We start from the raw sequence: 21129 nt of genomic DNA, 5'->3' as shown, positions 1-21129 counted from the left end.
CATGGCTAGCGTCAATGCTTCGTCTGGTGGGTTAGACATCCAGGGAATCGTCAGCGGTCTGATGCAATATGAACAAAAACAACTGAATCGCTTAAATCAGAATCAAAGCGTACTGACTGAGAAATCCAAAGGATATAATCAACTGAGCCAACTTTTGACCACCTTAAACAGCAGCTTCGATAAGCTTGCTACTTTATTAAATAAAAATGCTTATCGCATTACGTCATCAAACGACAATAGCGTCAGTGCCTTACTAAACAATACCTCTTCCACAGCGCCTGGAGCGCATTTGATTGAAGTGACACAACTGGCGCAAGCTCACAAAGTGGCTGGTGCAGCATTCGGTGAGCGTGATGTTGCCCTTGGTCTTAATGAGGCGCTTGTGTTACACAACAATAATGCAGAAGAAATTCTTAACGTTCAAATTAATCCTACGGACTCCCTGGAGCAGATTCGCGATAACATCAATCATTCAGAGCAAAATACTACCGGCCTTGTTGCCACCATCATCGCGACCACCGAAGACGGCGTTCCGGCCTATCGTTTAATTATTCAATCCGGATTATCGGGGCTTTCTCAATCGTTTGCCATCCCTCCCGAATCTCAGTCTGCCTTGTTGGGCTTAAACCAGGAAGGCGACGAACTCAATGTGCTGGTGCAAGGACAAGATGCAGAATTCAAAGTAGATGGGTTTGATGTCGTACGCTCATCCAATACCATCAGCGATGTTCTTGAAGGCGTGTCGTTTACCCTGAATAGTCCGGCCAGCAGCGCGACTTTGACGGTCACCCCAGATAATGTGAACCGAGCGGATAATATTGCCAATGCTTTGAAATCGGTTGTGGATGCCTATAACAACATCATGAGTTTTATTGATAAAACGCAATCCCAGCCACTGTTGAAAGACAATGCGTTTAGACATGTTAAAACGTATTTGCATAATATGATGAACCAATCAATTGGTGGAACAGGCGGGGCGGTGAACTCTTTGTTTGATTTGGGCATTAAACTTGCAGCAAGTGAAAAATTAACAAACAGCAATGGCGTGGAATATACAGCGAGTGGCAAGTTGAGCTTTGATCCGGATGTGCTGTATGCGGCATTAAATGAGCATTACGATGAAGTTGCTGCGTTTTTTGCTCAACGGGACTTTATTACCGGGGGTGAAACGCCTGCCAACGGGTTTATTCAATATTTAAATCAAGGGATCACGGAATTAACCCAGATAGCAGGTCCCCTCATCACCGGCCTCAATGCCGTTCAACAAGAGGCATTACGCAATGATTATCTTATTAATAAAGAGCAAGAGCGTCTAGGTCGGGTGGAGGCGCAATTATTAGAGCGCTTTACAAAACTGGATACCTTATTAACCATGCAGGATCAAAAACTCAGTTGGCTTACCCAGCAACTTGACTCCATCGAAAATATGCTTACCAAGAAATCATAGCAGGAGGGGCTATCATGCATTCAGTACAAGCGTATCAGGATGTTGCAATGTATAGTGAAGTGTTGGGCGCCTCCGGTCACCGACAGATTCAGTTGCTTTTTAATAAGTTAAGCGCAGACGTCGAGACTGCTTCTAAAGCGTTGGAACAGCAAGACATAAAAAAGAAATGCGAGGCAATTTCCAAGGCGCATCACATTGTTGTTTTTTTACGAGGCTTGCTTGCTGAAGAAGAACAAGGGCGCTCTGAACTTGAAAAAAGGCTTGATGGCATCTATGGGTATTTGGAGGCACAATTGTTCGTGGCTAATAATAAAAACGATGCGGCAGCATTACAACGTTGCCGTGAAATCATCAATCATTTGAATTCCTGGTGGGATAATTTTGAATATAAATGACATTATTGCAGCACTGGATGACTCAGGAAAAGACGCCATCTTAATGATGGAACGCCTTCTCGAAGCCAGAACTCAGGAAATTAATCGGCTTGTCGCTGAAAAAAATGTGGCTAAGTTGCGCGAATTGATGCAAGAAGAACAAAATAATCTGACGCGGTTAAAAATAGAATATGAGAAAACAGCGGCGGTGCTTAATAATTTAAAGCATTTAAAAACATACATCGATACAGATTAAATTTTTTTAAAGTTGCTAACGGAAACTTGAAACCACGCTGGTGATGATCAACGACCACCCATTGACCATAACAAAAAACAGTATTTTAAATGGCAGAGAAATAATCATCGGCGACAACATCATCATTCCCATTGACATCAACACACTGGCCGTTACCAGATCGATGACCAAAAAAGGTAAAAAGATCAAAAATCCAATTTGAAAGGCTGTTTTAAGTTCGCTGGTAATAAAAGCCGGCATTAGAACATACAAGGGATAATCGGCGTTGTGGATTTTTTGCTTTGCCAAATTAACAAACATATTTAAATCGGCTTGTCTTGTTTGTTTGAGCATGAAGGTTTTAAGCACATCACTGGCAATTTCCAACGCTTTTTGTTCGCTGATTTTATTTTGCATAAATGGTTGTAGGCTTTGAGCATTCATTTTTTCAAAGACTGGCATCATCACGTAAATCGTCATGATCAAGGATAAGCCGAGGATAATTTGATTGCTGGGAACGTTAGGCACCCCTACGGCTTGTCTTAAAATAGAAAATACGATGATAATGCGGGTAAACGCAGTAGTTGTAATAAGGAGTGCTGGCAAGACGGTTAGAAAAGCCATCACGATAAGAATTTTAATACTTAAACTATAACTGACTTCACCGTTGGTTGATTTTGAAACGAGCAAAGGAATGGTTGTTGAATCTGCTGAGGCGGTGGCGCTATAAAGCAATAAGAAACAAATAAGATGAAAAATAATCCATTTCAAACAATTAGTTTTCGTGTTCATCATGATTTTGAACATATAATGTTGAAATATTATGGGCTGTTATGCCGATTAAAATTCGAGCGTCATTGAATTCTAATAATGCGACACGCTCTTTTGAACCAATAGAAATCTGATTAATCAATTTAATATGCTCATTTCCTTTAAAACGAAGGGGGAGCCATTTTTTTAGCATGAATGCAGTAATCAATAGAACAGGAATAAGAAAAAATAAAACGGCATAGTTGTAAATCATTGTATTCATGATCAAATCACTCGTATGCAGTATTTTCCATTGGCTTCCATGACGAGACCTTTGGCAATCGGTTTATCATTTGCATAAATGGTTAAAGGTTCATCCGCTTCCTGGTTTAATTCAATAACAGAACCTTTCTTCAGATTTAACAGATCACTCAATTTGATTTTTGTACTGCCAATTTCAACCGTTACTTCCAAGGTAATATCGTGCAGAATATCAATGTTTTCATTCGAAAATATTGGCGTGTCTATGGGTTCGGAAACATTCTCTGCCGCTTGTTTATTTGGATTTTCTTCAATGGGCTTATCAGGGTTTTTTTTGGAGGGCATGGCTATATTCTCCTTAAATATTATCAATGATCTTAAGAACGCGTATGGAATTTGATTTTCCGGCCAGGACTTTAAATAATTTTTTTTGATTCAGCATAATATACCCAATGGTTGGGTCACCAATGGGTATCATATCACCGGCTTTGAGATTCATAACATCTTTGACTTTTAATTTAATTTCTGGCAAGCAGGCACGAATGGTTACGGTGGAGTCAATCAGTTCGTTTTTTAATAAGGCGCGGAAATGTTCATCCTGGCTTGCTGAATGGTTCGTCTCAACAGGCTCAGTAGATTGGTCTGCCACGAGGTGTTGTAACCCCTGCTCGGCGATGATGAAGTTTAAATGCGATGAAATCTCGCCAAAATTAACTTGAAAAACAAGATGAAAACAAGGCTCTGGGGTAGGTTGACTGATAAGTAAATTTAATTGTTGTGACGTTTTAAGTAAATTGATATCCGTTGTTATTAGTTCTTCCAACGCTTTTTGCAATATATTCAGACACACACCAGAGATATGACCAGCGATCTTGATGCCGGCTTTACCTAAGCCGGTTATGGTGGGTTCATTGGGATCAATGTTGCCTCCGTACAGCAGATTGATGACGGTATGCAAAAATAAAAAATCAAAATAAATAAGTCCTTTTTGTTTCAATGAGGGTATTTCAAAGGTTGAAAAAATAATATTATTTTCTTCACTATGGAGCTTACCTAAATCACAGGCAGTGATTGAAATAAACTGAACGATAATTTTTTTTCTTAAGAAGGAGGACAGTTTCTTTTGGCTTTCAGCAACAAAAGATTCGATGAGATTAAGCACTTTTGCATTTTCCAGCGGAACGAGTTTACCGTTTTTTTGAGACAAAAGGCTGTTGGAATGATTTGCAGCGTTTGTAAGGCTTACAATCGCGTCCAATTCTTCTTCTGTCATTACCTTTGAATTATCCATAATAAGTCTTTTACTCAATTCGTAAGTTTTGTTGCTGCACGGTCCGTTAAAATAATAATTTCAATTCGGCGATTTTTAGGGGCATCGCCATTTGTTTTGTCGAGTAAATCGGTATTCGCAGCTCCCTGAATGCGAATGATTTTATCAGAGCTCATGCCATATTGTATCAGAAGTTTACGCATGGAATTGGCTCGGTCGGCAGAAAGTTCCCAGTTGGTGTAGCGGCCATCGTTTTTAAACTGATAAGAGTCTGTGTGGCCGATAATCACAATTTTATGAGAGGTGTTGTTCAATTCTTTACTTAGCCATTGAATAATACGCTTGGCATGATCGTTAAAATCCGATTTGCCTATTTGGAACATTGCCTTATTTTCCAGTTCATGCAAATCAACTTTTAAACCATCTTCGGTCACTTCGAAATTAAGCTGGTCAGAAAAATGTTTTATCTCTTCGTTTTTTGATAACGATTCCTCTAGATTTTTCTTGATTTCCTCAAGTGAGGTATCTTTGGGGGTAGTTTCCTGATTTGATGAGTTTTTTTCTTCTTCTTCATATTCTTCAGGTAAAGTATCTTCAATTTTTTCTGGAGATATTTTATCTTTTTTGTTTGCGTGTGTTCCAACCAGAGGTTTTTTAAAATATTCAGCAATGCCTTCGAGCTCATATTTATTGAGTAAAGAAAGTAGCCACATCAGCATAAAAAAAGCCATCATCGCTGTTACGAAATCAGCGTAGGCAATTTTCCAGGCGCCGCCATGATGAGGTGCTTTATTTTTTTTTATCCGTTTAATGATAACGATTTTATTTCCCTGTTCACTCATTCTGCGGACCTGATTTTTTGATCTTGATGTCTTTAATGATGTCTTCCAATTCTTTGCCGTTGGGTCGGTCGGTGGAATAAATGACTTTTCGGCCGAATTCTACCGCAATGGTGGGAGCAAACTGATTGACGGTGGCAAGCAGAACAACTTCAATTGCATTTAATATTTTAAGCGTGGCTTTCATTTTGTGCTCAAGTAAGGCAGCAAGGGGTGCTGTAAATCCGTAACTGAGCAACACCCCTAAAAAAGTTCCCACCATGGCTTGCGCGATGCGCTCTCCCAATTCTTCAGGTGGAATTCCAACCGAACCCATCGTATGAACTACGCCCATAACGGCGGCAACAATACCAAAGGCTGGAAGAGCGTCGGAGACCTTATTAATGGCATGAATGGGCTGCTCTTTTTCACATTCAAATGTTTCAATGTCTTGTTCCATTAAATTTTCTAATTGATGCACATCGACCCGCCCGGTAATAATTAATCGCAGGTAATCGCATAGAAACTCCATGATTTGATCTTCTTTTTGAATGAGGGGATAAATGCTGAAAATTGCACTTTCTCTATAATTTTCTATATCCGCTTCAATGGATAAGACGCCATCACGTTTAATTTTATTCACCAGTTCATACAATAATGATAATAATTGCACATAAAATGTCTTAGAGTAATGAAAGCTGGTGATGGTGGAAAATACGGCTTTAAACGTTGTTTTAATGGTTTTTGCATTATTGGCTGCAACAAAGGCGCCAAGTGCTGCGCCACCAATCATAAGAAGTTCAATGGGTTGCAGGAGCGCGTAGAGATGTCCGCCGGCCATGGCAAATCCGCCAAACACGGAAAACAGGATGATTAAATAACCAACAATAACCAGCATGATAATAACTCTTGTTCTATTAGCAGTTGTTAAAAACATCAACCACTTATTATGTAATAATTTTAGCCCTGTCTTTGCCGATAACGATTGCATCTACTATTTTTTTTGAAGAAGGATTTAAAATTTTTACGGCTTGATCGAGATAACCATCCGATTTTGCAATGCCAACCATGTCAACTTGAATAGTGCCGTGTCGTAATTCTAGAGTAACTGGTCGATTTCTTTTTACTAAGGCGACCGGTTTTATATTTTTTTTGGTAAATCTCGCACCAGCGGTGATTGAACGTGTGGCTGCCAAACCGATGATTTCATCAGCGTTTTTAAAATAGCCATCAAATAATCGATTTTTATCTTGTGCTTCGTAAACAATGTCTTCTTCAGTGATGATGTCGCCTGCTGCAAGATTACGAGCTGCAACGATGACTTTCGTGTAAATTTGTATTGAAATCGGTACGATCAGATTCCAGCTGGAAGGTTCCATACACTTTAAAACCACAGCGTTTGCCTGCATTGGGGTTGAGCCTTGTGCAAAGCTAATATCGATTTTTTTTGAGCAGGACAGTAATTTACTGTTGGGATCAAGTTGGTTAAATCGTACCTCAAGCGTTTCATCTGGACGAAGCTCGATATTTTGCGTGACGTACGTTTTTACTAGAGCTTCAATGGTGCCGGATTCTTGCCATTCATCAGCGTGTGTTTGTATGTTGTGTGACCATAAAGCAAGCAGCAATACCCACACTCGCTTCTGGCGAATGAAAACAACCATATCGCACAGACAGCCTCTCATGATGCAGAATAAATGGTTTATCGAGATGCCTCGTTTATAAACAACCATCGGTTTGCTAAAAAACAGCTTCAAGATTATGACCTTCCTTAAATGCATGTTGTTTTGACCGACCACGACTTTTTTTGATTTTTACTTTGTATTTTTCATCGATAAGATCGGGTGTAAGCACTTGGTCTGGATAGAGAACAACCATACGTTCCAGGAAGTTGGCAAGTTCCCTGATATTTCCCGGCCACTCATAATGCGTTAAAAGTTCAAGCGTATCGTTAGCTAATGAGATATTTTTTTGCAGTCTTGACTGGATTTTCTGCAAATGATTTTCAATTAATAAGGGTAAATCCTCAGGATGTTCGCGCAGGCTGGGAACGTAGATAGGAAATACATTGAGGCGATAATACAAATCTTCCCGGAAACGATTCTCCAGAATTTCATGTTCAATGTTTTTATTGGTTGCGGCAATCAAGCGCACATCCACATCAATGGATGTGCTGCCGCCTACGCGCTCAATTTTATTCTCCTGGATAACACGCAGCAATTTTACTTGCATGGAAAATGGCATGTCGCCAATTTCATCTAAGAAAAGTGTACCATGACTGGCCATTTCAAAGCGCCCTTGTTTTCGACAATAAGCACCCGTAAATGCTCCTTTTTCGTGTCCAAACAGTTCACTTTCCATTAACTCACTGGGTATTGCGCCACAATTAACGGGCACAAAGGCTTTGTTTTTTCTTACCGATAATTGATGGATACAATTGGCGACCACATCTTTCCCTACACCAGATTCCCCCTGAATTAACACGCTTGTATTAAATGGGGCAACCTGAATTATCATTAATTTGAGCTTGTTAATGAGCTTGCTGTTGCCTACTAAAGTGTCTAGCTTGGGATGAAAATTGTAATATTCGTCGGCTTGTTCTTTTGCTGCCAGTAATGCTGAATTCAATTCATAGATTGAAAAAGGTGTTTTTATAGCGGTGTAGGGAAATCCGGGGGTGATTCGGGTTGGATTTTGTACAGCAACAATGAGCTGACTCTCAGAAAACGTCTGATTCTGCAGCTCAGGCGATTGATTGAACATTGATAAAGTATGCTCGCAAAGAAAAATAATGCCTTTATGGGGTGCGTTAAGTTGTAATGACTTTCCTTCCGATGGCGTTAATGTGTGAACAGGAATTTTTAACAAATAAAAAGAATGTTGCAAGTAATTACAGGAAGTACATGAATCATGAAGAAACAGGTGTTTGTTTACCTCTGTCATAAATAATGTCTACCATATGTCCATATTAAATCAATCAATCCGCTAATTCAGATTAACAGCCCTTTTTTTTATTGTCAATTTATAGAAAAATAAAGATTTTTTATGAGGTTAGCTTCAATTAAAATAGTTGTTGCTGCATAAATCGACTTCTTAAATCCTCCTTTTTTTAAAAGGGAGGTTAGTAGAATTTGTTAACAAGCTCTAAGACCGTTTTTCCGGCGAATCGTTATTTCGCAAAATAGTTTGTTTTGCCTTATTGTCTGACGTTCGTTCATTGAATGACTCGCACTCGTATAAATAGTGTTGAGTCGGCTGAAAATGTATTACCTGCTTGATAGCTTATTGTATCACTGTCTGAGTCCATTTGGCTTTGCTCCGCTGAGCCGAGTTTGACCCATTGGTTCAAAGGAATGATGGTGGTTGTGTCAAGCTGTTGATTGGTTGTTTGTTCCTGATTAACTTGATTGACTTCCCCACGAAGGCGGCGAATCTTGATCTTTACATTCTTGCCTTGCAGTAAGGGTTCAATTAAAAATCCTTGCTTAACAGCTTGCTGCTGATAGCTGACACCAGGCCAAATTCCTCCAGAAACTGAGCTTAATACGGGCCGTGTGCTGCCTGTGGTGATGAGTGCGGATTCACCGTTACTCACTTGAACGGATTGATCATTTTTGGCGATTGCCCCAGAAGAGGTTGCATAGACATTATCATCGTCATCTTGATTATCCAACCAATCTGCTGCATCTTGATGGATGCTGATCTCAAAGGTGACGGGAGGTTTATCGAGGCTATTGAGCACTACTCGCAGACGCGTTAAGGTATCCGGGCTGACGTTGACAATGAGGGATGTCCCGGTGCCATTGACAGACTCTCCTGGTTTCAATAATGGTTGTAGATAAGGAGTCACTTCATTAGCTTGGCGATAATGCAAATTAATGACTTTTGTAATCAGGTCCTGTGAGAATGCGGATCCCACAAAAAACATCAATAACATCGCCCACATCCTCATTTTTTTCTCCTTATCTTGTGTTTATCCTATTCATTGAGTAGGCATTTTAATGCCAAACGGATTTCCTTGCGCATAAACAACCACTCGTGTTCCCTTCTTATTGGCGGAAGGAAGATCAACAAATCGTTCATTTAACCACTGGGCGTCTTCAATGAACAATCGAAGGCAGCCTTCACTTGCAGCATATCCTGGCAATTCAACACTGCCATGGAGTGCATATCCACGGTAAAAATGCATGCAAAATGGCATTTTGGCGCCACCATTATCACCATCGATGCGTTGAGGAAAAGAATTGGATATGCAGTCTGCGCCTTGTTTGCGAAAAATATGAAAGGTTCCTGTGGGCGTTGTGGGTGCATTGGGATACTTGGATATTTGACCAGCGCCTGGAGAAATTGGGCCCCACCATAACAGTTTTCCATCCACATCATAAGCAGCCCATGCCAGCTTATGCAAATCAACATAAATGGATTTTTCTCCGTCAGATTCGATGTAACGAGGAAAGGGAGAAACATCATAGATCGTTAGATTGTTAAGATTATTTGGAACAGCAATTACCATACCGGGTTGTAAAAAAATATTCATGCGATTAATTCGGCGTATGAGGTCTCTTTTTTCTGTATTAGGGAATAACGTTCCCCAGCTATCCCCTCTTTTTGCTTTAATGCAATGATAATCTGCCTGCTTACATAAATTTTGCCCATACCAGGTTTGACCAAAACTATTCATGCTTATCAATAACAGTATGGCCATAAGTTTTGCTTGGATGACCATCATTTACCCATATGTTCATTGCAGCGTTTTTTAATTTTAATGAGGCATTGTTGGTGCAGCTGTGAAATTCGTGCTTCAGTTAAATTAAGGACGCTTGCTATTTCTTTAAAATTAAGCTGTTCATTATAATATAAAGCTAAAATGATTTGTTCGCGTTGTGGGAGCATCAGAATCATTTTCTTAACTAATTTACGGATATCGTCATTCTCAACCAGGGTTGAGGGATCAATAAAATCAGTGCTTGGCAGCTCTTCAATGAGTTCTGTGTCAGGGGTGGAAATGGATTTATAAGTATTTATTTCTGCTTCCATTTGCTCATATTTTTCCAGCGAAATACCCATTTCTTCTGCAATCATTTTTGCTGAAATAATGGGATGATTATGCTGCATGCTATTCTCAATTTTAGTGATCGCTTCCGCGATTCGTTTCATATTTTGCCCGATATCACGTGTTATTCCTGAGTTTTTTCGCAGCTCATCAATAATCGCGCCGCGTATTTTTATCGCAGCATAGGTGGTAAAGGATGCCCCTTTTTCCGGGGAAAAATTGGCTTTGGCCTCCAATAAGCCAATCAAGCCTGATTGCAATAAATCGTCTAACTCAATGTGGGGCGGTAACGTGGCTTTAATATGAAGAGCAATTTTTTTTATTAGAATAGCGTGTTGACTGACAAAATCAGTCATATCAGTCTGTTGTTCAACATGCAAGTAAGAATTAATACGTTGCATGGCCTTTTTCTCCATTACGCTTCACTGCATTGAACAAACCGCTCAAGAAAATATTGGATTCCTCCGAAAGTGAGAGAGTCTTGATGCCAACTTAAGATGGTATTTGATAATTGTCGAAAAGCGGCAGTGGCTTTTGAGTGAGGATAATGGTTAACCACAGATTTTTTTTCACGACTTGCAAATATGATATAATCGTCGTGAGGGATGTATCCTAGATATTGAATGTTAATGTCTATAAATTTTGTTGCCGCATTTTGAAACCGTAAAAACACGTCCTGGCTTTCTTTTTCATTGGCGCTTTTATTGATGACGACGCCATATTGAGCACGACCATGTCGCTGATAAAGAATTTTCATCATGGCGTAAGCATCGGTTAAAGAAGAAGGCTCATTGCAAAGTACAATGACAATATATTGGGAAGCATTGGTTAAATGGATCACTTGATTCGATATTCCGGCGGCGATATCGACAATCATCATATCAACTTCGTCGTCCAATTCAGAGAATGAACGAATGAGTTCACTGGTTTGGCGCGGATTCAAATCAGCAAGACTTTGTATTCCGGATGCAGAGGGAATAACTTTTAATCCTGGGGCAACCGTAAGACAAATATCGCGAATCGTATGAGTACCAGCTAATACATCATGGATGGTTTTGGTTGCTCTTATGCCTAATAGTAGATCGACATTGGCCAAGCTTAAATCAGCATCAAATAATAAGATTTTCTTGCCTTGTTTTGCTAGTGCAACGGCTAAATTTACCGAAAGCGTTGTTTTGCCAACCCCGCCTTTACCACCGGCTATTGATATGACTCTCACTGACTTATTCATGCTCATAATCCTTTATTGATGTTAAGCCTAACCAATTCTTTCGATAATTTTTAGTTGTTTATCTTCCGGTATTTCTGCAAACGATAAGAAATGCAGGTTAGGAATGTTAGGTTTAAATAATTTCTCGATAAGATGACGTAACTCATTAGTTAATAATAAAATTCCTGGGTATGAATTAAGTTCGCACTTGTGAACGTATTCCAGTAGCTTTGTGTAGATTTTTTCTGTGAGGGATGGTTCCAAGATAATCATTCGTTCACCAAGGCTTTGATTTACCTGTACAGATTTAAGCAAAATTTGTGCCAATTCATTGTCAATCACTGCGACAGGCAGTTCTTTTTGATTACCACAAATGCTGTAAACGATAAGGTGTTTTAAAGCGACTCGCACAGCGTCGAGTAATTGCTCTTGATCTTTTGATTTGGACCATGAATCCACCATTTTTTCAGCAATTGTTCGAAAATCAAGGATGGGAATGCCAGACTGCAATAACTTTTGCAGAATACCAAATATGATGTTCAACGGTATGCCATTAGCGCTGGAGTTTAATGTTTCAGCGAGTCTTGGCTCGTTTTCAGTCAAACGGTTAATGAGTTGTTGCACTTCATCATAGCCCAGAATGTGAGCCGCATTGCTGCGAATCACTTGGTTGATGTTTGTGGCAATGACGGTACTTAAATCAACAATGGTATAGCCTGCATTTTGGGCATAATCTCGCTGCTCTTCAGTAATCCAATAAGCATCAAGATCAAACGTAGGATCTTTGCCTGGGATGCCATGGAGTGGTGTTTTGATATGTCCAGGATTAATCGCTAATAATTTATCAGGATATACCGTTGCCTCAGCAATGACAACGCCTTTTAGATAGATTCGGTAGGTGTTTGGCGGGAGATTTAAATTATCTTTAACGTGGATGGTTGGAATCAAAAATCCAAGATCTTGCGAAATTTTTCGGCGAATTCCCTTGATTCTTGCAATGAGTTGACCATCTTTTTTAATGCCAACTAGATTGATAAGGCCATAGCCAATTTCCAATGCAATTCTATCAATAGAAACCACATCATTCCAATCAATGTCTGCCATCGGGGTATTTACTGCTTCTGCTTGCGTGCCTTCTGATGCCGGAAGTGCTGTGCTTTTTTCGTTTTTTTTGTTTAGATACATGACGGATAGGAGAACCAGCAATGAGAAGGACATGAGCGGCACATGAGGCATATTGGGAATCAATGCGATACTAAATAAAATCATGGCGGAGACGATCAATGGTTTAGGGTTGCTGAACAACTGACTTAATGTCTGTTGACTCATATCCTGTTCATTAGAAACGCGCGTTACAATGATGGCTGCCGCAATGGATAACAACAACGAAGGAATCTGAGCGACAAGTCCATCACCAATGGTTAATATAGAAAATGTTGTAACGGCTGAATCCAAAGTCATCCCGTTTTGAAAGACGCCAATAATGATCCCACCAATCATATTAATTAATAAAATGAGCAAACCGGCAACGGCATCGCCGCGAACAAATTTACTGGCGCCATCCATGGAGCCGTAAAAGTCAGATTCTTGAATCACATCCTGACGTCGTTTTTTTGCTTCGTCCTGCGTGATAACACCAGCATTCAAATCAGCATCAATAGACATTTGTTTTCCTGGCATGGCATCAAGAGTAAATCGCGCGCTGACCTCGGAAATTCTGCCTGCCCCTTTAGTGACCACGATGAAATTAATGATCATTAAAATAACAAACACAATCAGTCCAACAATAAAGTTACCACCAATAACCACCTCACCAAATGCGCGTATGACTTCACCAGCAGCTTGTGGGCCTTCATGACCATGCAACAACACAACTCGCGTGGAGGCAATGTTTAACGTCAGGCGAAGAAGGGTGGCAATAAGTAGAACGGTTGGAAACAGACTGAATTCAAGTGGGCGTACGACATAAACGCTCACCATTAGGATAATGAGTGAAACCGTGATGTTAAATGAGAATAAAAAATCAAGCGCCAATGGTGGCAAGGGTATGATGACCATTACCAGCATGGCAATGACCAGAAAAGCAGAACCTAAACTGGCTTGTTTTAAATAGTTTCCATTAATAAGTTGTTCAAACATTTATTGATCTCGGATATTTTATACTAATTATTTATACTGGAATTCTTTTGGGATATTCAAATCCTGAACATAGGCGGGCATTTCTCCTATACCCATTTGATATTGTTTTATCTGATAAAGATAGGACAGTACAATGGCTACAGCCATATATAATTCTGGATGAATGTAACTGCCTATTTTCCCTGTAAAATAGATTGCTCTTGCTAATTCCGGCGCTTCATAAATTGGGACACCATGTTTTATTGCTAATTTACGGATTTGCGAGGCGATTCTGTCTTTGCCTTTAGCAATAATTTTAGGTGCTTTGTCTTCTTTTTCATTGTATTTTAAAGCAACCGAGTAGTGTGTTGGGTTGGTAATGACAACGGTGGCTAAGGGGATGCTCTGATGCAACCGCTGACGGGATAGAGCTAATTGCGCCGAACGAATTTTTTTCTTAATTTCTGGACTGCCATCGGTTTCTTTTTGTTCATCCTTAACTTCCTGAAACGTCATTTTGATCTTTTTATGATGGGTTGTATAGCTGTATGCCATATCAATGGCCATAATCAGAAGAATGCCTGCAGTCAGCAATAATAGGTAGTATTCTACTAATTGAAACCCATCGAATAAGGCTTGATTTTTATCGGGATTAATCAAGTTGAATAACTCATGATTCTTAGCTCGCAAAAAAAATACAAGAATCAAAATGAACAACAGAAACTTAAATATGGATTTGAATAATTCCATGAGATTATTGAGCGAGATAATTCGCTTCATATTCTTTAAAGGGTTTATCCGTTCTGCTTTGAATTTCAATAAACCGATGGCAAATCCATAGCCGCCAAAGGCAAAATTGGCTAAAAAAACAACCAAAACTAAAATAACAGCGAATGGCAGAAGGAGTAAAAAATTGTTGTACGCTAATTGTTTATATAAGGCGGCAGGTTGTTCAATCCATAAAGATACTTTGTTAATGTTGGTAAAGCTGGAGGTGAAATTGGATTCAATGGTTTGGATAAACACATTGGACATTAAAATAAGGCTTATAAACGCTGCTATCAGAACGATTCCACCCCCCATATCTTTTGAGCGTAGAAAATTTCCTTTCTTCTTGAGTTCTTTTAACCGTTTGAGTGTGGGCTTAAATTGCTTATCCTGCGTATCTTGCGTATCTTCACTCATGTTTTTGCTCCATGTATTTCAACATACTGGACAAATTCTAAAAACTGATTTAGGAGAATTTTTCCGTTTTCAAGGATTAAATCAAAACTGACGTAGAGCGCAAAAAAACAGACAAGCATGGAAATATTAATGCCTACCGTGAAGATATTAAGCTGTGGAGAGAACTTAGTCATAACGGCGATAGTAATATTTGATAATAATATGGCAATCAGCGTCGATAGGGAGAGCATCAATGCGCCACTGAATATAATTTTTGCAAATAGTAAAATTTGGATAAACAATTCAGGATTGAAGGTATTGAATTGCAAAAAATCCGTTTGAAAGGATTCAACAATCATTTTGATTAAAACCAAATGGCCATTGAGTTCAAAGAAAATTAAGGTGGCCGTTATCATAAAAAACTCGGATATAGGTGTAATAGGTCCTACCCGGGGGACGAGTAAATTAGCAAATCCCATTCCTGATTGCATTGAAATGATTTGACCTAAGCTTAAAAATATTTCAATAAACAAATTCATGATAAAAGCAACGATAAAGCCCAGAAATAATTGAATGATTAAATTGAACAACAATGGAAAATAGCCGGGTTCAATATGAATTTTGTCGATGTGATTCGTCAAAATAAATACTGTTAGAGCCATTGAGAATAAAACGGCAATTTTTGCCGGAAAAACCTCACGTTTAAAAAAAATCAAGGCTGAAAAAGTAGCGGCAATTCTTGTCAAAACAATAACAAATATCGAGGCGTATTGACCAATGGCTGCGATGAATTGTTCATTAATCATGGTTATCTTATGTAGTTGGGTAAATCAATCATAAACTGTTGCGTCATGGAAACGAGATGCTCTAGTAACCATGGTACAAGCGTTAACAGCACGACAAACATGATCATCAATTTGGGAATAAACGTGATCGTCATTTCGTTAATTTGAGTGGCGGCCTGAATAATAGAAATGACAACGCCAACGATTAATGTTGGCATGGTGATGATAAAGACGGCGAACATGGTAATCATCAATACATGTTGCAGCGCGGATAGAATGGATAATTCACTCATTTCTTATTCCCTGTCTTAATGACTGATAAATCATGATATTCTGTTTCTATAAGTTGATTAATCCTTTTGACTTCTTCATGTTGCACATTTTGCAGCATATGTCTTAACCCCTCAATCTTTCCTTGACACATCTTACATTCTGTAATGCCTTCTGTTTTGGTTGCTTCCAATTTAGTTATTTCATTTTGCTCGTTGTGGATTAAATGGATAATTTTTCCCATAAATAATTGATGATTTTGTAATATTTTTGCATTTAATGAATGTTCATATTGTGCACCTTCATATTCACGTAAATAATTTTTAAAAGTATGCAATAGATTATTTTTATGATGAATCGCTTCGTTTAATTGATGTATTTTGCGTTCTAGTTTTGTTTTTTTTAATTCTAAAACGTTAATAATCGTTTGCAGTTGTTTTGGATCACGGCTGATTGTCATTCAAATAAATCCATCAGTCTGGCCGTATCTGTCGCAAAATTTGAGGGCTCATGAATCGCTTGTTTTAGAAAATCAATCATTTTCTCATGATATCTCATCGATTCATCCACGACTGGATCTGATCCTGGCTGATACATCCCCATTTTGATTAAATCCTGATTCTGTCTGTATGCATGGTACAATTTTTTAAATCGATGAACGTTGGCCATATGGGCTTCGTCCACAATCGAAATCATAGTGCGACTTACGGAAGCACTGATATCAATGGCCGGATAATGCCCCGCATCCGCTAATTGTCTTGATAAAACAATATGGCCGTCAAGAACAGAGCGCACGTGATCAGCGATTGGGTCGTTCATATCATCTCCTTCAACGAGGATGGTATAGAAAGACGTGATTGAACCTTGCTGTGCTGTTCCATTGCCGGTTCGTTCAACAAGTTGTGAAATTTTGGCAAATACGGATGGAGAGAATCCTTTTGAGGAAGGAAGTTCACCCAACGTTAAATAGATTTGTCTTAATGCCTGAGCATAACGGGTTAAAGAGTCAATGATCAGTAATACATTCAGGCCCTGATCGCGATAATATTCTGCGAACGTGGTTGCCACTAAAGCACCGTTCGCTCGCATTAATGGGGAAGTATCCACAGGGGCTGCGATAATAACGGTTTTTTTTAAATTATCTGGCCCAATATTTTCCTCAATAAATTCTTTAACTTCCCGTCCTCTTTCACCAATTAAACCAACAATCACCACGTCTGCTTGGGTAAAACAAGTGATCATGCCAAGCAACATGCTTTTGCCAACGCCACTGCCGGCAAAAATTCCCATGCGTTGCCCCTGTCCTACGGACATTAAGGCATTAATGGCTCGTACCCCTACGTCAAGAGGATGCGTGATGCGGGTACGTTGGATAGGATTGATTGTGGGAGTATATAAAGGGTAATATTGGGATGCTTCAAGTTTGCCTTGATGATCAATGGGTTCACCAATACCATTGACAATCCGGCCAAGTAACGACTGGTCAACGGGAACGTGTAAAAATTTTTGAAAAAAACTAATTTTATTTCCAGGTAATACGCCAATGGTTTCTTCATACGCCATGAGATAAGTAATGTCATGAGCAAAACCAATGACTTCGGCAAGAATGGTCTTATTTTTATTTTCAAGATGAATCTTGCATATGGAACCTACTGCAGCAACGAGACCAACAGCTTCTATCATAAAGTTTGATATTTTGGTTACTGTTCCATAGACGATAATATCTTGGGTTTCTTTGCTGAGGTGTTCAAGTTTTGCAAGATATTCTTTTAAACGATAACTAGTTTGCATAATCAAGTTCCAAAAAGAGCATCGAGGCGATCTGATAAAATGGCTTCTATCTGATTATGTTTTGATTTAATGATAAAATCACCTGGTTCGAGTGTTTTATCCGTCTTAATGGTAATTTGCGCCGGCATGATCTCCTTATCAGTAAAACAAGCGTAATCTTTCTCAGAAACATAAAGCTGGCATCCTTCAAGCTGACTCAGCAGCGATAGGGTTTCATCAATCATCTGTGGAAGTAATGATTCATCGTGTTGCAATTCTTTCAATATAATTTTTTTTACTGTTTTTTTTATGACGCGAACCAGGCACATCAATAATTCACGATCGATTTGAGTGACATAGGCATTCAAGTCGTGCGCAATGGCGTCTAAATAAGTCAGGCGTTTCGTTAACTCAAGATTTGGTGGAGGCGGTTCGGGTTCATTTTGGGCATCGGACTGCTCAATATTTTCAACTGGTATTTTTGTTTCCAGTAAAACAGGTTCCCTGTCTAATTTCTCTTCAACGTCTGGATATCGCCAAACGTTGAAGTTCTTTTCGTTATGGTAAAACTCGCTCATGTTTTAACCTTATAAGATGGTGTTTTTAGTTTTTGCACTGGGCAGTACGATTTTTTCCTCGTCACTTAATTGTTTCGCCAGCTCAATCATTCTTTTCTGTGCCGCAAGGACATCTTCTATTTTTACGGGACCACTGGCTTCTAAATCATCTTTTATAAGATCAACGGTTTTTGCTGATATATTTTTAAAAAATACGTTTCTTAATTCATTATCTGCACCCTTCAACGCCAAGACCAAATCTTCTTGCGGGACTTCAGAAAGCAGGAGTTGTAAACTTTTTGTATCCATTTTTGCCAATTTTTCAAATGGAAACAGCTTTCCTTGTAATTTTTCATAGACGTCTTTGTTTTCTTCCGTTAAATACGACATGATTTCATGTTCAATGTCGCTATCCAGATAAGAGATAATATTGGCAGCCATATTGATGCCATCGGAAGTAATCCGTTTGTATTTTTCAGAGGAGGTAAACTGTTCTTCTAAATAGTCTGAAAGTGTATTCATGGCATAATGAGATACTGGACTTAGATTGGTCATACGTTTGATGACATTTTTGCTTAGATCTTTTGGTAACCATTTCAGAATTTCAGCGGCTTTCTCGCTGTCCATGCACATTAAAATAACGGTAATGATTTGTGGATGTTCTTCTTCTAAAGCATCGACAATTAAGTATAAGGGTTGCCATTTGAGCAATTCGAATCCTTTTAACCCTTCGGCGTTGGGCGTTCCCTCAATCAGGGAGGCGGCGCGGTCCGAACCTACGGCCGATACTAACGTATTGCGGATGTAGGTTCCGGAAGTAACGTTAATTCCAGTGGTTTTTTTGGTATCATTAAAAAATTCATTTAAGGCTTTAATCACATCATATTCTGAAATTTCACCGATATTATTCATGATTTCAATGATTGATTCGACTTCCTTTTGCGTCAGATTTTTTAAAATGTCGGCCGCACATTTTTCGCCCATTCCTAAAAGGATAATGGCGGCATTCTTTAGCTTATCCATGTTACTTGGCTATCCATTTTTTTATAACTCCAACGACTTTATTCGGATCTTTGTCGACCATGTCTTGTAAAATTTGCAACTGCTGGTTTTTTAATTTAAGCATTTCGGGGGTGATGGAAAAATTTTTAGCATTAGGATCGGTGAGATTTGTTCCCTGATTTTTATTCTTTACTAATTCTGAGGAAAATTTGCGATAGAGGATAAATAAGAAGGTAAAGCCTAAAATGATGCCAGATAATTTTTTAAATAAATCCCAAAACCAAGGCTCTTCCCAGAACCAAGCGCGGCTTTCAGAAACGGGTTGCTTAATGATAAAACCGCTGTTAATGACCGTCACTGTATCGCCCCTCTCCTCATGATAACCCACTGCCGATTTAACTAATTCAGTGATTTTCTTTATTTTTTCTTCATCAAGTGGTTTACTGATCGTCTTTTTAGCGTCTTCATCATAAACCATTTCATTGTCAAGAACGACGGCGACAGAGATTCGTTTAATTTTAGGCGAGGTTGCCTTGACATAGTGCGTTGATTTGCTGACCTCGTAATTTTTTATAAGTTCATTACGACTTTGTCCTGTCTGTTGTCCGGCAGGATTCTGGGCGTTATTATTATTGTTGGGCGCTTGATTGGATAGGGCACCAGGAACGCCTGCAGCACCGGTAGATGAGTTTTGCTCCATTACTGATTGTTCACTGCGCAGCGGCGTATGTTCAGGATCATATTCTTCTTTAGATTCTTCTTTTTGTGTAAAATCAATTTCTGTATTGACACTAATACTGGCTTTATTCTCGCCCACCATTGGGTAAATTAAAGACTGGATTCGCTTTTCATAATAGCGTTGTAGATTATTTTGATAGTTAAGATGTTCTTGGTTTAGCATGGAGTCTTGGTCAGACATTGAAGACAAGTAATGGCCGTATTGATCGGTGATTGAAACATCTTTGGGATCAAGACTTGGAACACTGGCCGCGACGAGTTGAATGATGGCTCTGATTTTTTCTTTATCTTCTTCATAACCGGGGGCTAGATTAATAATAATAGAGGCGGTCGTTTTCGCGTGATTGTTAGCAAAGATATTATTTTGGGGCACGGCGATGTGTACTTTGGCATTTGAAATGCCTTGAATGGAACTGATTGTTTTTGCCAAATCGGCTTCCAGAGCCCGAATGTAGCGGGCATTGTCTATGAAATTACTGGAGCCAAATTTATTTTTCTCATTTAAAAATGAGAAGGTAAAACCATCTTCTTTCGCAATACCTGCGGAAGATAGTCTTATTTTAGCGAGATTAATATCCTTTGCCGGGACGGAAATGGTTCCATTGATGTCATTTACTTTATATTTTATGGATGATTTTTCTAACACCTCAATGATGGAAGCGAAATTTTGATCGTTGACTCGATAATTTAATGGGCGATAAATAGGCTCTTGTATCCATTGATACATGCTAAAACCAATTGTGACGCTGATTGCGATACCGGCTAAAAAGAATAAACGGCGCGTCAGGTTAAATTCAAACAGAGATTTAATGGTTTCAAGGATGCTTTCAAATTTTTTTTCCATGCTCAATCACCTTGCTATCAAATTGGCATATTCATAATTTCTTTATACGCATCTAATAATTTATTCCGGACAACGAGCAAGCCTTCAAAAGCAATGCTTGATTTCATTTTTGCCGCCATGACTTCAGACACGGATACATTTGCATCGCCGGAAATATAGGCCGTTTTTAGTAATTCCGTTTGATGTTGCAGGTTGTTAATGTCTGATAGAGAGTTCTTTGCCACAGATAGGACTTGATTAAATTGCGCTTCTTCTGTACCGGCCGTAGCTTCAGCAACGCTTTTAGCGTTCAAAGCCTTATTCTGGCTTGAGAGCGCTCTAATTTTTTCAAGGGTTTCAGAAATTTCTGCTCTTGATATCGGTGAACTCGTCATACTCATGATTTTTTCTTTCCATTTAAGCTAACAACATGGACATTTCATTTGTCCGCTTTTTCTCTCTAGAACAAGCAATAGTTATGCCA

General features: G+C 39.1%; 25 protein-coding genes. 3 read left to right on the top strand and 22 right to left on the bottom strand.

From position 1 onward, the window contains the following. The first annotated feature begins 1 nt into the window (after window position 1). Genes fliD through E1O52_RS11600 form a run of 3 tightly spaced genes read left to right on the top strand, consistent with a single transcriptional unit; the run spans window position 2 to window position 2077 of the window. Entirely contained in the window at window positions 2-1447 is a 1446-nt protein-coding gene (fliD, locus tag E1O52_RS11610) for a flagellar filament capping protein FliD (RefSeq protein WP_133128877.1), read from the top strand. Between the two features lie 14 nt (window positions 1448-1461). Beyond that, a complete protein-coding gene (gene fliS, locus E1O52_RS11605; RefSeq protein WP_133128876.1) occupies window positions 1462-1842 on the top strand; it encodes a flagellar export chaperone FliS in 381 nt (126 codons plus the stop codon). Then, entirely contained in the window at window positions 1829-2077 is a 249-nt protein-coding gene (locus E1O52_RS11600; protein ID WP_133128875.1) for a hypothetical protein, read from the top strand. The genes fliS and E1O52_RS11600 overlap by 14 nt, the downstream gene beginning before the upstream one ends. 15 nt (window positions 2078-2092) lie before the next feature. On the opposite strand, the gene fliP is transcribed toward E1O52_RS11600, so the two are convergent. The 22 genes from fliP to fliE all read right to left on the bottom strand — a co-directional run bounded on the left by fliP (window position 2093) and on the right by fliE (window position 21046). Continuing rightward, complete coding sequence (gene fliP / locus E1O52_RS11595) at window positions 2093-2851, bottom strand: flagellar type III secretion system pore protein FliP (protein WP_207384203.1); 759 nt, start codon at window positions 2849-2851, stop codon at window positions 2093-2095. Beyond that, window positions 2832-3089, bottom strand: a complete 258-nt coding sequence (gene fliO, locus E1O52_RS11590; RefSeq protein WP_133128874.1) for a flagellar biosynthetic protein FliO — start codon at window positions 3087-3089, stop codon at window positions 2832-2834. The genes fliP and fliO overlap by 20 nt, the downstream gene beginning before the upstream one ends. Before the next feature lie 2 nt (window positions 3090-3091). Continuing rightward, window positions 3092-3412: a FliM/FliN family flagellar motor switch protein gene (locus tag E1O52_RS11585; RefSeq protein WP_133128873.1), complete on the bottom strand. Its 321-nt coding sequence runs from the start codon at window positions 3410-3412 to the stop codon at window positions 3092-3094. Between the two features lie 13 nt (window positions 3413-3425). Then, window positions 3426-4358: a FliM/FliN family flagellar motor switch protein gene (locus E1O52_RS11580; RefSeq protein ID WP_133128872.1), complete on the bottom strand. Its 933-nt coding sequence runs from the start codon at window positions 4356-4358 to the stop codon at window positions 3426-3428. A 14-nt stretch (window positions 4359-4372) separates the two neighbouring features. After that, window positions 4373-5179, bottom strand: coding sequence for a flagellar motor protein MotB (locus tag E1O52_RS11575; RefSeq protein ID WP_133128871.1), 807 nt, complete (start codon window positions 5177-5179; stop codon window positions 4373-4375). Further along, on the bottom strand, window positions 5172-6053 hold the full coding sequence (gene motA, locus E1O52_RS11570) for a flagellar motor stator protein MotA (protein WP_133128870.1): 882 nt from the start codon (window positions 6051-6053) through the stop codon (window positions 5172-5174). The genes E1O52_RS11575 and motA overlap by 8 nt, the downstream gene beginning before the upstream one ends. A gap of 49 nt (window positions 6054-6102) precedes the next feature. Beyond that, window positions 6103-6912, bottom strand: coding sequence for a flagellar basal body P-ring formation chaperone FlgA (gene flgA, locus E1O52_RS11565; RefSeq protein WP_165474810.1), 810 nt, complete (start codon window positions 6910-6912; stop codon window positions 6103-6105). After that, the gene (locus E1O52_RS11560; protein WP_133128868.1) at window positions 6896-8098 is read right to left on the bottom strand and encodes a sigma-54 interaction domain-containing protein; all 1203 of its coding nucleotides are present in this window, start codon (window positions 8096-8098) and stop codon (window positions 6896-6898) included. The genes flgA and E1O52_RS11560 overlap by 17 nt, the downstream gene beginning before the upstream one ends. Window positions 8099-8369: 271 nt before the next feature. Continuing rightward, window positions 8370-9107, bottom strand: coding sequence for a type II/III secretion system protein (locus tag E1O52_RS11555; protein ID WP_133128867.1), 738 nt, complete (start codon window positions 9105-9107; stop codon window positions 8370-8372). A gap of 30 nt (window positions 9108-9137) precedes the next feature. Further along, window positions 9138-9860: a L,D-transpeptidase gene (locus tag E1O52_RS11550; protein WP_242602240.1), complete on the bottom strand. Its 723-nt coding sequence runs from the start codon at window positions 9858-9860 to the stop codon at window positions 9138-9140. Window positions 9861-9880: 20 nt separating this feature from the next. Then, a complete protein-coding gene (fliA, locus tag E1O52_RS11545) occupies window positions 9881-10609 on the bottom strand; it encodes an RNA polymerase sigma factor FliA (protein WP_165474808.1) in 729 nt (242 codons plus the stop codon). Between the two features lie 14 nt (window positions 10610-10623). After that, window positions 10624-11439: a MinD/ParA family ATP-binding protein gene (locus E1O52_RS11540; RefSeq protein WP_165474807.1), complete on the bottom strand. Its 816-nt coding sequence runs from the start codon at window positions 11437-11439 to the stop codon at window positions 10624-10626. A gap of 27 nt (window positions 11440-11466) precedes the next feature. Beyond that, on the bottom strand, window positions 11467-13557 hold the full coding sequence (flhA, locus tag E1O52_RS11535) for a flagellar biosynthesis protein FlhA (RefSeq protein ID WP_133128863.1): 2091 nt from the start codon (window positions 13555-13557) through the stop codon (window positions 11467-11469). 27 nt (window positions 13558-13584) lie between these two features. Then, window positions 13585-14721 (bottom strand): EscU/YscU/HrcU family type III secretion system export apparatus switch protein, encoded by a 1137-nt coding sequence (locus E1O52_RS11530; RefSeq protein WP_133128862.1) that lies wholly within the window; start codon window positions 14719-14721, stop codon window positions 13585-13587. Further along, a complete protein-coding gene (locus E1O52_RS11525) occupies window positions 14718-15506 on the bottom strand; it encodes a flagellar biosynthetic protein FliR (protein ID WP_133128861.1) in 789 nt (262 codons plus the stop codon). Before E1O52_RS11525 ends, E1O52_RS11530 begins: the two co-directional genes overlap by 4 nt. A gap of 2 nt (window positions 15507-15508) precedes the next feature. After that, complete coding sequence (locus E1O52_RS11520) at window positions 15509-15778, bottom strand: flagellar biosynthetic protein FliQ (RefSeq protein WP_133128860.1); 270 nt, start codon at window positions 15776-15778, stop codon at window positions 15509-15511. After that, window positions 15775-16215 carry a hypothetical protein gene (locus tag E1O52_RS11515; RefSeq protein ID WP_133128859.1) on the bottom strand — a complete coding sequence of 147 codons (441 nt, stop codon included), beginning with the start codon at window positions 16213-16215 and terminating at the stop codon, window positions 15775-15777. The genes E1O52_RS11520 and E1O52_RS11515 overlap by 4 nt, the downstream gene beginning before the upstream one ends. Continuing rightward, window positions 16212-17546: a FliI/YscN family ATPase gene (locus E1O52_RS11510; RefSeq protein WP_133128858.1), complete on the bottom strand. Its 1335-nt coding sequence runs from the start codon at window positions 17544-17546 to the stop codon at window positions 16212-16214. The genes E1O52_RS11515 and E1O52_RS11510 overlap by 4 nt, the downstream gene beginning before the upstream one ends. A gap of 2 nt (window positions 17547-17548) precedes the next feature. Then, window positions 17549-18103, bottom strand: a complete 555-nt coding sequence (locus tag E1O52_RS11505; RefSeq protein WP_133128857.1) for a FliH/SctL family protein — start codon at window positions 18101-18103, stop codon at window positions 17549-17551. Window positions 18104-18112: 9 nt separating this feature from the next. Continuing rightward, window positions 18113-19105: a flagellar motor switch protein FliG gene (locus E1O52_RS11500; RefSeq protein ID WP_133128856.1), complete on the bottom strand. Its 993-nt coding sequence runs from the start codon at window positions 19103-19105 to the stop codon at window positions 18113-18115. 1 nt (window position 19106) lies between these two features. Then, window positions 19107-20666 carry a flagellar basal-body MS-ring/collar protein FliF gene (gene fliF, locus E1O52_RS11495; RefSeq protein WP_133128855.1) on the bottom strand — a complete coding sequence of 520 codons (1560 nt, stop codon included), beginning with the start codon at window positions 20664-20666 and terminating at the stop codon, window positions 19107-19109. 17 nt (window positions 20667-20683) lie between these two features. Next, window positions 20684-21046: a flagellar hook-basal body complex protein FliE gene (gene fliE / locus E1O52_RS11490; protein ID WP_133128854.1), complete on the bottom strand. Its 363-nt coding sequence runs from the start codon at window positions 21044-21046 to the stop codon at window positions 20684-20686. Between the last annotated feature and the right edge of the window lie 83 nt (window positions 21047-21129).

Origin of the sequence: Legionella nagasakiensis (genome assembly GCF_900639915.1) — a bacterium.
GTDB lineage: Bacteria > Pseudomonadota > Gammaproteobacteria > Legionellales > Legionellaceae > Legionella_A > Legionella_A nagasakiensis.
Note: the sequence above shows the minus strand (reverse complement) of the source record. Positions and strands in the feature narration are given on the sequence as shown.

Bases quoted from the DNA above. Each gene is read 5' to 3' on its own strand.
- fliO (WP_133128874.1), bottom strand. From the start codon at position 3,089: ATGAATACAATGATTTACAACTATGCCGTTTTATTTTTTCTTATTCCT.
- fliA (WP_165474808.1), bottom strand. From the start codon at position 10,609: ATGCAACGTATTAATTCTTACTTGCATGTTGAACAACAGACTGATATG.
- fliD (WP_133128877.1), top strand. From the start codon at position 2: ATGGCTAGCGTCAATGCTTCGTCTGGTGGGTTAGACATCCAGGGAATC.
- fliE (WP_133128854.1), bottom strand. From the start codon at position 21,046: ATGAGTATGACGAGTTCACCGATATCAAGAGCAGAAATTTCTGAAACC.
- E1O52_RS11525 (WP_133128861.1), bottom strand. From the start codon at position 15,506: ATGATTAATGAACAATTCATCGCAGCCATTGGTCAATACGCCTCGATA.
- E1O52_RS11555 (WP_133128867.1), bottom strand. From the start codon at position 9,107: ATGAGGATGTGGGCGATGTTATTGATGTTTTTTGTGGGATCCGCATTC.
- E1O52_RS11505 (WP_133128857.1), bottom strand. From the start codon at position 18,103: ATGAGCGAGTTTTACCATAACGAAAAGAACTTCAACGTTTGGCGATAT.
- fliP (WP_207384203.1), bottom strand. From the start codon at position 2,851: ATGATGAACACGAAAACTAATTGTTTGAAATGGATTATTTTTCATCTT.
- E1O52_RS11575 (WP_133128871.1), bottom strand. From the start codon at position 5,179: ATGAGTGAACAGGGAAATAAAATCGTTATCATTAAACGGATAAAAAAA.
- E1O52_RS11560 (WP_133128868.1), bottom strand. From the start codon at position 8,098: ATGACAGAGGTAAACAAACACCTGTTTCTTCATGATTCATGTACTTCC.
- E1O52_RS11550 (WP_242602240.1), bottom strand. From the start codon at position 9,860: ATGGCCATACTGTTATTGATAAGCATGAATAGTTTTGGTCAAACCTGG.
- E1O52_RS11580 (WP_133128872.1), bottom strand. From the start codon at position 4,358: ATGGATAATTCAAAGGTAATGACAGAAGAAGAATTGGACGCGATTGTA.
- motA (WP_133128870.1), bottom strand. From the start codon at position 6,053: ATGCTGGTTATTGTTGGTTATTTAATCATCCTGTTTTCCGTGTTTGGC.
- E1O52_RS11540 (WP_165474807.1), bottom strand. From the start codon at position 11,439: ATGAATAAGTCAGTGAGAGTCATATCAATAGCCGGTGGTAAAGGCGGG.
- E1O52_RS11585 (WP_133128873.1), bottom strand. From the start codon at position 3,412: ATGCCCTCCAAAAAAAACCCTGATAAGCCCATTGAAGAAAATCCAAAT.
- E1O52_RS11520 (WP_133128860.1), bottom strand. From the start codon at position 15,778: ATGAGTGAATTATCCATTCTATCCGCGCTGCAACATGTATTGATGATT.
- fliS (WP_133128876.1), top strand. From the start codon at position 1,462: ATGCATTCAGTACAAGCGTATCAGGATGTTGCAATGTATAGTGAAGTG.
- E1O52_RS11500 (WP_133128856.1), bottom strand. From the start codon at position 19,105: ATGGATAAGCTAAAGAATGCCGCCATTATCCTTTTAGGAATGGGCGAA.
- E1O52_RS11530 (WP_133128862.1), bottom strand. From the start codon at position 14,721: ATGAGTGAAGATACGCAAGATACGCAGGATAAGCAATTTAAGCCCACA.
- E1O52_RS11515 (WP_133128859.1), bottom strand. From the start codon at position 16,215: ATGACAATCAGCCGTGATCCAAAACAACTGCAAACGATTATTAACGTT.
- fliF (WP_133128855.1), bottom strand. From the start codon at position 20,666: ATGGAAAAAAAATTTGAAAGCATCCTTGAAACCATTAAATCTCTGTTT.
- E1O52_RS11510 (WP_133128858.1), bottom strand. From the start codon at position 17,546: ATGCAAACTAGTTATCGTTTAAAAGAATATCTTGCAAAACTTGAACAC.
- flhA (WP_133128863.1), bottom strand. From the start codon at position 13,557: ATGTTTGAACAACTTATTAATGGAAACTATTTAAAACAAGCCAGTTTA.